Genomic DNA, 12,277 nt, shown 5'->3' with positions numbered 1-12,277 from the left:
TCTAAAAAATATCGTTTTTATGAAACATTAAAATCTTTTGCTTATTTTTAAATAATTAATTATTCAATATCTAGATGAAATTAAATCTAATGATAAAATTTTTCCAGAATGTTTTAGGTAATTACTAAGCAGCAAACAACCTCAATTATGAACACAATAACTAGATACAAACCAGTCTAGTTAAAGTTTCGTTTGGCTTTTATCTACCTAATATTGCACTCATTAACTAAGTAAAATGAACAGATTTTTTACCCAATTTAAAGCTACCTTAGCTGTGGCGGCTGTCACTTCTTTAGCTACTGTAATCAACATTCCCCAAGCGGACGCGGCTTCTTATGATTTATCTTGGCTGGGAGGACAAGGTTATTCAGCTAGAGGTAACTTCTCATTTGACGACAGTTTCTTAGGAGGCGTTGTCACCAGAAATGAGCTAAGTGATTTCACTATTGCCTTTTTCGACCCCACAGGAAGTTTGCTGCAAAGTTTTGACTACGATTTTCCCAATCCCAACAGCAGTTTTAATTTTAATTTTGATACCGTTTCTCGTACTGTTCTACAAACAGGTAACTTTGATACATCCAACGGCTTTGACTTAGGAATTGATTTTGCCACGGAAGTTACAGGGCTATCTTTTTATACTTACGTTAATCCTGAGCAAGGATTGCCAAACGCTACGATATTTTTGAAGGATGATTTGTCAGCAGAGGTCTGTAGTACATTCCCCAACTGTCGGTTAGATGTTGGTGGTCAGTTAACAGCAACAGCAGTTCCTGAACCAAGTACAATTTTAGGCTTGTTAGTAGCAGGTTCTTTGAGCCGATTCTTCAAGAAAAAGCAAGCATCCATCTAAACAGCAAGCTGAATAGTTGATGCAAGCTTGATTAAAACCGTAATTGACCAATATTTTACCTTTCATTCCCCAGGTATTTCCTAACTAAACAGCCTGAAGCTCTCTATTAAAGAGAGCTTCAGAACTTTACCATTTGAGTTTTCCGGGCGATCGCACTTTAAACTAGAAGAAATATAATGGCAAGGCGGTTAAACAAGGTCAGTACGTTGCTGTTCTAGCCATTGTAAAATCCGATTCCAAGCCCACCAAGGGTCAGGGTCTTGGGCTTGATACTGACAATCTTTGCTACTTAAATAGCCGACATGACCTCCATAACGGGTAAGTAGCAAATCTATGGCAGAATTTTGGTTACAGGCGGCTTCTAATTCAGGGATGATATCTGGATGAAATAAAGGATCATCCGCAGCGTAGACAATCAAGGTTGGTTTAGTAAGTTTTGGTAACAATTGGAGAGCGCTACTGGCTTTGTAGTATGCTTCAACACTAGGAAAACCTAGTCTCTCTATTACCAGTTCGTGGTCAAAATCCCAGATGGTATTTGTCCGTTCTATGGCTTGAGGGTCAATAGTTCCCGGATGAGTATCATGAATTCGCCAAGCGAGTTTTTTGAGTTCACGGACAATACTAGCTTCGATTAGTCTACCAAATCGGTCTTTTGTGAGATAGGTGAGCGATCGCAACGAATCCAAACTTGGACAAATAACTGCGCCACCACCAATGTCGCTGTATTTGATACCGAGATTTTCATCGTCTTGCGTTAACTCCGCAGCTGCTTTTAAACCCCAAAGCGCTAACTGTCCCCCTAAAGAAAACCCCATAAACCAAAACTTACTAGGACATCCCATCGCCGCCGCCGCCGCCGCTAAACGCACAAAATCTTCACCCTCGTACAACCCATCAGAGGTTAAAGTAGGTGACAATTGGGCTGTTTTACCGTGGGCGCGCCAATCAAACAAAACTACGGCATAGCCTTGAGCGTAAGCTTTGCGTCCTAGTAACCTCAACGACCATTCCTGCTCTAACTCGCCTGTAATTCCATAAGTTGCAATAATCGTACCGTGGGCATTTTCGGGAATTGCCACCCAGCTAAAAATAGGCACACCTTGCCCACCTAGAAATATTGTTTTATGATAGGGCGGCTCTGGATCACAAGAGGTGCTTTCCCAGTAACGTTTTCCCCAAAAAGCGGTGTAAACAGTCATAGCTACACCATTTTGCAAGAACTTAGCTGGATTGTAGGGCGGATAACACATTATTTTTTCAATTTCGTGTATCTTAAGTTTTGATTTTTCATCATTTAGTTTTAATATTTATGTTAGATTTAAAATCTTTTTTATAATCAAGACAGAAATCTTTGTATCGACCAAAGATTCTTATTTTTCCTTAATAAGTAGCAATAATTTTTTTAAGAATGCCGAGGATTCTAGTCATAGACGATGACCCAGCAATTTCCGAGCTTGTTGCCGTCAATTTAGAAATGGCTGGCTATGATGTCAGTCAAGCTGAAGATGGTATCAAAGGTCAAGCGTTAGCTCTCCAGCTACAACCAGACCTGATCATGCTTGATTTAATGCTGCCGAGAGTAGATGGATTTACAGTTTGCCAACGCCTACGTCGGGACGAACGAACGGCGGAAATTCCCGTCTTGATGTTGACTGCCTTAAGTCAAACTCAAGATAAAGTGGAAGGCTTCAACGCTGGCGCAGACGACTATCTCACCAAGCCTTTTGAAGTAGAAGAAATGCTGGCGCGGGTGCGGGCTTTATTGCGCCGAACTGACCGCATTCCCCAAGCCGCCAAGCACAGTGAAATTCTCAACTATGGGCCATTAACCCTCGTTCCCGAAAGGTTTGAGGCAATATGGTTCGGTGAAACTGTGAAACTTACTCACTTGGAATTTGAGTTACTGCACTGTTTGCTGCAACGCCACGGACAGACAGTTTCTCCTAGCGAAATTCTGCGGGAAGTTTGGGGTTACGATCCTGATGATGACATTGAGACTATCCGAGTCCATATTCGCCATTTAAGAACTAAACTCGAACCAGATCCCCGCCACCCTCGCTACATCAAGACGGTATACGGTGCAGGATATTGTCTAGAATTACCCAGTGTCCCTCCATCAGCTGAGGGGGCTTCTGCATCAGCTGTTGAGTAACCCGCTATATTCCTTGACCTCCACCCTAAATTTACTTAATCCTTCATGTTGTGTGTCATGTTGTGGGGAATGAGGTTTAGTGGTTTTACCAAGGAAAACTCTACTTTCGCCTACATGACGCTACAAAAATCTACCCTCCAGTAGGCATCCTTTAGTGGAGGGCAGTGCTTGGTAGACGAAATAGGATTTTGTTAGTAGTACAGCGCTTATACCGCCACGAGTAAAAACAGCGCTGTACTCATTCAAAATATTGGCATTCTCTTGAAGAAATTTTTAGAGAGTGTCAATCATCTGAATTTTAAAAGGGAACAAGGAATCGGGAACAGGCAACAGGCTGAAATTTTGCTTATTATCGATGATTCATGTATATCCTTTTTATAAGTAAGAATAAATAATTCTGACACATCCTGTAATTACTTTATATTTAACCCAAATTGGTCATTAGTGAGAAGTTTAGGTTACCTAAAATATCAAAATTTCTGTTGTCTAGCGCGTACTTGTTCTAAAAGAATATAAATCTCATCAAGGAATTCACTACCCAGATTTACCAGTCGTAATTTGTTTTTAAGAGTGTATTGCTGTAGCCAAACATTAAAAAACTGAGAACCTAAATTATTATTGAGTCTTTCCTTAGTCCGATTTTGTGGGGATTGCCTCAATAATTTGAATTGTATCAATAAGAGTTTGACTGCATAAAGTGGTTTTTTTTGAAAAATCCGCCGTTGTCTTTGTTTTATCTTTTCTTTTCGCTTGTAAAGAAAGAGCGATTTTTCTAAAGTAAGAGCTAATTCATTGATCAACTGTTCTGAATCTTCTGTTGGAATTAGAGAATTTCTTTCACGGATTATCATAACTAACTTTCTACCAAATTCTGTGTGGTGGTATAGCGTAATTAAATTTAGTAGTTCTTGTGCTGACATGGGAGATGGGCGCATTTTTAACCACTTCTGCCATTTAATCCAGTCTTGCATCCATAAAATAGAAGATTTTATCCCTATAAACAAAACAAAAATAGAAAAACAAAAAACAAAAATTGAGTAAGTAATTAATATTAAAGGAATAAATATTATTTCCTTGTTTTTATAAATAAATAAAATCAAAAGTAACAATATAAAATAAGAAAAGCCATATTTGCAAATATTATTGGAAATAAAACCTAGAAGTTTTTTAAAATTAGTAATCAAATACAACAGGGGAAATAAAATTAAGAAAAACCACCATAATGGCTCATTAAATTGCCCTGTATAAGCTGCTAATATAGCAAAATAAGACCAAAGCAATGGAAAAAATATCAAACGAATACATAGTGAAAAACTAAGTGAAGAATCAACACTATAATACCTTTTAGTATAACTTTGTTGAAAATATAATGTCCTACCCCATGAAGAAGGAATCGAAGAGGGAAGTTCTTGCAATGTAAAATGAGATATTAAGAAAATAGAAGCAGTAAAAATAGCATTCAAATAAAAGTCATCAAATTTCCAAGATATTAATAATGCAATTAGACAAATAAATACTCCGATGTGTAGAATAATATCAATACGCGAAATCCACTGCAAAAGCCTTAACGTGTTTATGTACTGCGAGGATTGATCGAGTCGAGATAGATGTGCATGAGTAGCAAAAAATTCCTTATGCAAACGATTACGAGCAAATAAACTTACAAGTGCTTCGCGAATACTTGCCCCAATATCATCAGGAATCTGGCTAAGTCTGGCGGTTTGTCGATAGGCAACTTCTCTTAACCATTGGCTTTCACTAGCAAAGCCATGACGGAGCAACCAAAGTAAAACAGGTTGGGGTGTAATTCCTGCTACTTCCAAACTCCATTTCTGATCGGCAAGAGTTCCTTTACTACTGGCTGTTAATAGGAAACGCGCTGCTTGCACTTGAATATCGTCAGGTAACTCCTTAATTCGACTGATAAATCCATCTTGTAAAAGTGCTAGTAGAGGGAGTAGACCTGGAGTCCAAGGAAAAGATTTAGGTACTGAGAGATTTTTATTGACTGCTTGATGATTGACATAGCCGACTGGATCATTAATTAATCCAGGTGTATTGCTACTTATTTCATCAAGTAAATATCTTGCCTCTGCCAAAATGGGGGCAAGAACTTGGGGGGGCTGAGTCTGAAAAATCACAACTGCTGTTTCTCGCCAGCGACCATCAGTTAGTAACTGTCTAGGACTAATCCGATTCAGATCGCTCAGAACGATACAGGTAGCAAAGTATTCTTGAAACCGACGGTGAGCAAAAGTAAAAAATTGGGAGTCACCTGCTACTATTTCAGCTTCAGAACGTGCCAGTTTGAGATATTCTAAGGCATTAAGATATTGATCTAAATTTCCCTTTAACTTAAAACCAAGCCGACTCATTGCCCCCCGAATTCCTTCACGACTGGGGCTAAGTCCTAAACTAGGATCTATAGACATACAAAAAGCAACTTTTTCTGCTGCTGTTCTTACCTCAGTAGGCGTAAGCTTAAAACGCCTTTGCAAACGATCCGTGTCGCGGGTAAGTCTCTTTTCTAAATAATTTTCAAATACACTATGGGTATTTTCGGGAAAAGGACTTCCATCTCGCATATCCTCGCATAAGATACCTAAAAACATCGGATTCTTTGACATATCCTGAATTTCTTGAGGCGCAATTCTGAGTCGTCCGCTTAATTCTTTCTCTATCCTTGGTTCAAGTTCGGCTTTGCGAATCAGTTCCCAACGGCGACTTTCTAGCGGTAAAATGCGAAACCGAGGCCAACCCAAATGTTTAGTAGTCCACCAAGGCAATTTTGCTGGGTTAAATGCTTGGATATAAACGCTGCATTTTTTTACGTGCATCCTTGGTTTTAAAACCCCAATAAACACTGGCTTTTTGTTGATTACGCTGTGATTCCCAAGCAGCAATTTCAGAAGATAATATTTCTACATTGGGAATACGCCGTTCCAAACATTGGCGAGATAAAACGGATAATTCAATTTCTACTTGATTCAGCCAAGAAGCGTGTTTGGGAGTATAGTGAAACTCTAACTTTTGAATAATACGGCGTGCTTCCTGTGGAGAGAAAACTTCATATAATGCACTGGGAGTATGAATATTTAGGTTATCAACAACTAAACGAATCACATCAGCCTGGGGGTAATAAATATCTACTAAATCTTTTAACTGTTTTGCAAAATCCGCTTTTGTACGACGTTGTGTGACTTCAATATGTCGCCACCCAGCTAAAGGTTCAAAAAAGGCAAATAGATTCACAACACCGTTGCGTTTATACTCATAATCATAACGTTCAGGCTGATCTGGTTCTGGTGGCAAAGGAAGTCTTACTTCTTCTACTAATTGATATGGGCGTTCATCCAGACATAGTGTAGGTTTTTTTGGATCATACGGCTCATTATACAAATCCAAAACATCTTCCATTCTGAACACATACTCTGCGTTAACTTCGGGAATACACCACTGTTCTTTTAACCACGGTTTAATTTCATTTTTTTTAGCGTTTGGCGTATTGTTTCGTCGGAAATTGAATCTATAATACCAACTTTTACTAAATGATCTGCTAATAATTGCATTGTCCAACGCACTCTTCCTTCTGGTGGATTAGAACAAGCAGTCGCAATCAGAAATGCTTCTTGTTTTTCATCTAATTTTTTGGTTTTTGGTGGATGTTCCCCATCCTTTAAAGCAAACTCCAATCCGCCAATCACAAACTTTTCTCTTGTCCTTTCCACCGTGGCAACATGAACTCGAACTGCGGCAGCGATCGCCGTGTCCGTTTCTCCCTCAGATGCCATTAAAAGAATGTTTGCACGGGTGATAGTTCTTGCTTTGTGCTTTCCTTTTTTCAGGATTGCTTGCAATTGTAAAACTTCCTCTTCTCTTAAATCTACAATATACTTTTTCGCCATGCTCAACCCCTTTTTTGACTAGTTTATCAATTAGAGGGTATTACCCAGCAAAATTTCCTTGGTGGACTATTAGGGCCACGAAATTGACGCGAAGCAATAATTCCTCGACATTGATTAAATCCACTCAAAAAGTCGTCAATCGCTTCAGAATAATTTCTGATCGTTATATCTGCATCAACCGAGCTTAATACTTCAGGCAATTCATCAAAAGAATCAAATAGAAATAACCAAGTTCCTTCCTGAATACCTTTTTGAAATTCTTCGTCTAAAAATTGCTCAATATCACGATCATTAACTCGATTTAACTCTTGTTTTACAAAAGATTCTATCAAATCTCTGTTAATTTCTACTTTGGAGGAACGTTCAAGTTTTTTTAAATTGATATATAAAGGAATAACACTTTTTATATTTTTATCTTTCATCGAACGTTGAGCTAATTTCTCAGCAACGTGTCGGAGAGCAACACTCTTGCCTGAACCTGGTTCACCTTCTACTAAGATGAGTCTTTCACTACTTAACTCAATGGCTCTAGAAAGAGACTTTTCGCGGCGTAGTCCCCTTTTAGTTGATGGAAAAAATGGCAGTATGAAAAATCCTACTTGCTTTCCTTCAGCTTCAACCTCAGCTTCCAACTCAGTAAAGCGATAATCTTTCCACTCCTCTCGGCTGTTTAACTGTCGAATCTCATGCTCTATGTAATCAGCAAACCTTTGTCTTTTGAGGCGGCGTTTTTTCTGCTCTTGATTGTAATATAAAGGTATAAATTGCTCTTTCCATATTTCTATAATCTTACTAATAACAAAAAGTCCTCCCCATACGAACACTAGCAAAATTGTAAAAATTGAGACAAAGGTAAATAATGGATCAAACCAACTAGGTGGGTTTTGGTTAAAAATATCATTAATGAATACATCTTTAATACTTTTAAAGATAGTTGGTAAATCTTTTAGTAAATCTTTGAAGTCCATACTCTTGTATCTTAATTAATAGATTTGTAATACCTAAAATAAGTTATTAAATAATTGCAGTTTAGATTATTAAAAATAAGCTTTGGTAGAATCTACTCTTGGTAAGGATAAATTGTACTTTAATAGCATCAACCTACAGATTCAGATTCCAATGAGTGCGACCTTTAGGTACAGAAAAAGAGCAAATGGCGACTAATTAAACTTCTACTTCTCGCTCAACGAGATTTACGCAAAAATCACGAAAAAGCTTAATTTATACAACCGCCAAGTCGCCTTCGCGCAGCGTGTCGTAGAGAAGAACGGTAAGAAATTGTAGAGTCTGCATAAGTCCTAACCAATTTTGACCGGACATGGGGTATTATACGAACTTTCTGAATGAGGCGAAGGACTTCTTTTTGAGTGACGAATCGTTTGCAAATGCCGCTAATTCTGTAGTCTTTTTTTTAATGCCAAAATTACAGAGGAGAAGAGAAGCAAATAAATTATGAAACTATCTGCTCCCCATCTCCTCTGCTGGATTGATTAATTATTGCTGCTCTTAGGGAGCGAGGGCATTACCGCGAATTAAACTACCAATGGTTTTGGCAGTAATTTTCAGTTGGGTAATGGGGTTGGCGGGGACAACTGTTTTGTACAGATAGCTATCGAATGTCAGCTTCTGCACATCCATGTCACCACACATTTCAACGAATGCTTCACGGGTAGCGTCAGAACGATAGAACACGGTCTGCAAAATGTCTAGCACTTTGTAGGTGAGTCCGTACTTCTTATCCCAACGTTTGATGTATAGTTTGAGGTCATTTTCTGTAGGAATGCGGCTACCGTTGTTGGAAGTTTCCACAATGGTTTCAGCACACATCCGCCCAGATTTAGCCGCAAAGTAAATCCCTTCACCAGAAGATTTGGTAACGTAGCCAGCAGCATCTCCGACTAGGGCGATGCGACCAACGACGCGACGGGGACGGGGATGTTCGGGAATTGGGTGCGCTTCAACTTTGATGATTTTACCGCCTTCTAGTTTCTTGGCAGCACGGGCGCGAATACCAGCTTGTAACTGTTTGATACTGGCTTTATTGACGTGCATTGTGCCAGTACCGACGGCTACGTGGTCATATTTAGGGAATACCCAAGCATAAAAGTCGGTGGAAACGTCATCGCCGACATACATTTCGGCTAAGTCGTTGTAGAACGCCATTTTGTCTTCGGGTAAGCGAATGCGCTCTTGAAATGCGATCGCATAATTATAATCCCCAGCATCCATTTCTTTGGCAATGCGAGAATTTGCCCCATCCGCCCCAATAATTAAATCTACTTTTAGGGTTTTACCAACACCCTGCACGCTGCCATCAGCATGGTCAACGTAATGAATTGTATAAGGGTCGGTATTGTTTGTGGGTATATCGACTTTATGAACAGTGGCGTTAATTAAATTTGCACCTAATTTTGCCGCGCGATTCCGCAAAAAGCCATCTAAAACTTCGCGGCGGCACATTCCTATATATTCTTCTTCATTTACCAGATTAATATCAACCTCACGATTGGAAGGCGAAATCATTTTCATCTTCCGCACCCGGCGATCAATAATCTCTGGTGGTAGGTCAAATTCACCCACCATACATAGGGGGATAGCTCCCCCACAGGGCTTGGCATTGTCTAGCTTGCGCTCAAACAGGTAGGTTTCAATCCCAGATGCAGCCAGTGTTTCGGCGGCAGATGAACCAGCAGGGCCTGACCCCACAACAGCAACCCGTAGTGTCAAAGGTCTTCTCCCAATCTTGACATTTACCGAAAGCATCGTACCACGGTCTTTTGGCTGATTTGCCGCTCTACCCCTGAGTTTTGACAGAAATGCAATATTCCTTAATATTCCGATACAAAATTAAAGTCTGAAGTGATGAAGTATGAAATTAGGTGCAGGGATTGGGAATACTTACTTCATCTTTTCCCTCGCTCCTAGTCTTTACGACCAATTTATGCAGATTTCCTTACTAGACTCTCTCAGTAGAAAAGTTAGCGTTACTGCTATTGCTGGATACCAAAAGCATATTTCCCCGCATAAAGGCTTTGTTTGCGCCCATAGAATTTTATATGGAAGCGAATCATGTTCCCAATACATCAAGCGCGTGATTGCTCAAGAAGGTTTAAGCATAGCGTTCATCAAGTCACGCGCACGATTTCAAGCTTGCAAACAAGCTAACTTGATTTTGCGCTTGCAATCACATAATTCCGAACCCACAGAATCAGAAGATGAAGCAAATATACAGCCACCAAAAACAGAAAATAGAAGCAATAATCAGCAATCTTCAAATACAATTTGTAGTAATGGTGATGGCACTAACTGCATAGATTGTGCAGATTTAAGTTGCGATTGTGCTGATTTGGTCAATGTCTTACCCGATTGTGATTTCTCCCATTGTCACGCTCTAGATTGCAGTGTTGTAGATTGTAGTGGTGCTGATTGTAGCTTTCTTGATTGTGGTAGTTGTGGTAGCTAATAAACTAAATATTTTGGCTGGAAATTAGCCTCAAATTATTTGTCTAAAACACCGATTAATTTTAATCATTGAAATTTAAATTTAGCTCACAAGTATTTGAGTAAAAAATCTGTATATGCTATAAATATAACACGGTAAACCTAGCAATATGCCGTAGTTTTAATAGCAGAGGTATAGCGGCGGTGGGTATAGTAGTTGAGAGTGTATCCAAAAACTTCGGAAGTTTCAAAGCGGTTGATCAGGTTGATCTAACTGTTAAGAGTGGTTCACTAGTAGCGTTACTAGGGCCATCAGGATCTGGTAAATCTACTTTACTCAGGCTAATTGCCGGGTTAGAAATGCCAGATAGTGGCAGAATCTTGCTTACAGGTAAGGATTCTACCTATCAAAGTGTGCAAGAGCGAAATATTGGGTTTGTATTTCAGCACTATGCTTTGTTTAAGCACATGACTGTGCGGCAAAACATCGCTTTTGGTTTGGAAATTCGCAAAGCACCAGACAAAAAAGTTAAAGGCCGGGTAGAACAGTTATTAGAATTAGTACAGTTGGGGGGACTAGGCGATCGCTATCCTTCACAATTGTCAGGTGGTCAACGGCAACGAGTAGCATTAGCTAGGGCGTTGGCTGTAGAACCAGAAGTATTATTATTAGATGAACCTTTTGGGGCATTAGATGCTAAAGTCCGTAAAGATTTACGAGCATGGTTACGCCGCCTCCATGATGAAGTTCATGTTACCACTGTTTTTGTCACCCACGACCAAGAAGAAGCAATGGAAGTTTCTGATGAAGTTGTCGTGATGAATAAAGGACGCGTCGAACAAGTCGGCACACCAGCAGATATTTACGACAATCCCGCCTCAGCATTTGTCATGAGTTTTATCGGCCCGGTGAATGTCTTGCCTAGCTCTTCTAGAATTTTCCAAAGCGCCGGATTTGACGCACCACACCCAGAAGTATTTTTGCGTCCCCAGGATGTGATTATTGAAAAGCAAGCCAATGGTGCAACGGCATCGGCCAAAGTCAGCCGCCTGATCCATCTAGGTTGGGAAATCCAGGTAGAATTAACGTTAGATGATGGACAAGTGGTAACAGCCCATCTCACACGCGATCGCTTCAACGAATTGGAATTAGAACCACAACAACGGGTTTACGTAAAACCCAAAGATGCCAAGTCTTTTCCGGTATATTACTCAATCTAGTATTAACAACTTAGGCAATCAGCAAGGATGAAGTACTTTGATACTTCATCCTTATTTTATTGTTGGTTTAGTCGTTCTCTGCTGCCTAGATGTACTGAACAGAAAAGATACATACGATAGCATTATTATGTATTTTTTTGTAAAAAAAATAAGTATATACTTATTGATCTTAATATTTTCCTAATATTTAGAGAAAAAAGCCTCTAAACTTCCAGTTCCAGTGTTCAATTTTTTAAAGTTGCTTACAATTAGGCATAAATGCCCTCTACCTAATGGTAGAATTTTTTGTTAAATAATAGGACATAATTTTTGAATACTTAAATAAAAGTATGACTAAAAAATTACACAAGGTTAGCATACCTCAAACATCTAGAATTCTTACTTACCAGGGAAAACAAAAACATGAGTTTGATATATTACATATGAATACATGTAATTATTATGACAATTAATTGGCAATAAAAAACGTTAAGTTGTAACTATTAAAACTTTTTGTTGAATAAAATCACAGACATAAGTGACATCAATAACCATATTCTCCAATTAAAAAAGCCCAAGAAAGTAAAATCTCAAAAATTATTGCTCAGATATCAGTTTATTTTTCTGTAAGTAAAGGTTTTACACGTTTTTTGTCAGTAGAACTTATTGAAAGTAAATTGTAAGTGAAGATAATTTATACATTTATCAAAAATTAGTTAAGTTCTG

The 12,277-nt window shown here is 38.9% G+C and carries 9 protein-coding genes; 4 read left to right on the top strand and 5 right to left on the bottom strand.

What is annotated here, in order from left to right:
* The first annotated feature begins 235 nt into the window (after window positions 1–235).
* The gene (locus NCWK1_RS06305) at window positions 236–850 is read left to right on the top strand and encodes a PEP-CTERM sorting domain-containing protein (RefSeq protein ID WP_103124110.1); all 615 of its coding nucleotides are present in this window, start codon (window positions 236–238) and stop codon (window positions 848–850) included.
* A 188-nt stretch (window positions 851–1,038) separates the two neighbouring features.
* Here NCWK1_RS06305 and NCWK1_RS06300 read toward each other — a convergent pair whose 3' ends face one another.
* A complete protein-coding gene (locus NCWK1_RS06300; RefSeq protein ID WP_187308071.1) occupies window positions 1,039–2,106 on the bottom strand; it encodes a YheT family hydrolase in 1,068 nt (355 codons plus the stop codon).
* Between the two features lie 155 nt (window positions 2,107–2,261).
* On the opposite strand from NCWK1_RS06300, the gene NCWK1_RS06295 reads away from it, so the two are divergent.
* On the top strand, window positions 2,262–3,005 hold the full coding sequence (locus NCWK1_RS06295) for a response regulator transcription factor (RefSeq protein ID WP_096581246.1): 744 nt from the start codon (window positions 2,262–2,264) through the stop codon (window positions 3,003–3,005).
* Between the two features lie 470 nt (window positions 3,006–3,475).
* Here NCWK1_RS06295 and NCWK1_RS06290 read toward each other — a convergent pair whose 3' ends face one another.
* The 4 genes from NCWK1_RS06290 to chlP all read right to left on the bottom strand — a co-directional run bounded on the left by NCWK1_RS06290 (window position 3,476) and on the right by chlP (window position 9,673).
* The gene (locus NCWK1_RS06290; RefSeq protein WP_187308068.1) at window positions 3,476–5,869 is read right to left on the bottom strand and encodes an NACHT domain-containing protein; all 2,394 of its coding nucleotides are present in this window, start codon (window positions 5,867–5,869) and stop codon (window positions 3,476–3,478) included.
* Window positions 5,802–6,910 (bottom strand): IS630 family transposase gene (locus NCWK1_RS06285; RefSeq protein WP_103123660.1). Its coding sequence is split into 2 segments (ribosomal slippage): window positions 5,802–6,499 and window positions 6,499–6,910, totalling 1,110 coding nucleotides; the frame shifts between segments, so codons are not numbered across the junction. Before NCWK1_RS06285 ends, NCWK1_RS06290 begins: the two co-directional genes overlap by 68 nt.
* 26 nt (window positions 6,911–6,936) lie before the next feature.
* Window positions 6,937–7,878: an NACHT domain-containing protein gene (locus NCWK1_RS06280; RefSeq protein ID WP_222838775.1), complete on the bottom strand. Its 942-nt coding sequence runs from the start codon at window positions 7,876–7,878 to the stop codon at window positions 6,937–6,939.
* Window positions 7,879–8,416: 538 nt separating this feature from the next.
* Window positions 8,417–9,673: a geranylgeranyl reductase gene (gene chlP / locus NCWK1_RS06275; RefSeq protein ID WP_096581244.1), complete on the bottom strand. Its 1,257-nt coding sequence runs from the start codon at window positions 9,671–9,673 to the stop codon at window positions 8,417–8,419.
* 178 nt (window positions 9,674–9,851) lie between these two features.
* On the opposite strand from chlP, the gene yidD reads away from it, so the two are divergent.
* Window positions 9,852–10,373, top strand: a complete 522-nt coding sequence (gene yidD / locus NCWK1_RS06270; protein ID WP_096585394.1) for a membrane protein insertion efficiency factor YidD — start codon at window positions 9,852–9,854, stop codon at window positions 10,371–10,373.
* A gap of 182 nt (window positions 10,374–10,555) precedes the next feature.
* Window positions 10,556–11,572 (top strand): sulfate/molybdate ABC transporter ATP-binding protein, encoded by a 1,017-nt coding sequence (locus NCWK1_RS06265; RefSeq protein ID WP_096581242.1) that lies wholly within the window; start codon window positions 10,556–10,558, stop codon window positions 11,570–11,572.
* The last annotated feature ends 705 nt before the right edge of the window (window positions 11,573–12,277 follow it).

Origin of the sequence: Nostoc cycadae WK-1 (assembly GCF_002897135.1) — a bacterium.
In the GTDB taxonomy this organism is placed as follows: Bacteria; Cyanobacteriota; Cyanobacteriia; order Cyanobacteriales; family Nostocaceae; genus Nostoc_B.
Note: the sequence above shows the minus strand (reverse complement) of the source record. Positions and strands in the feature narration are given on the sequence as shown.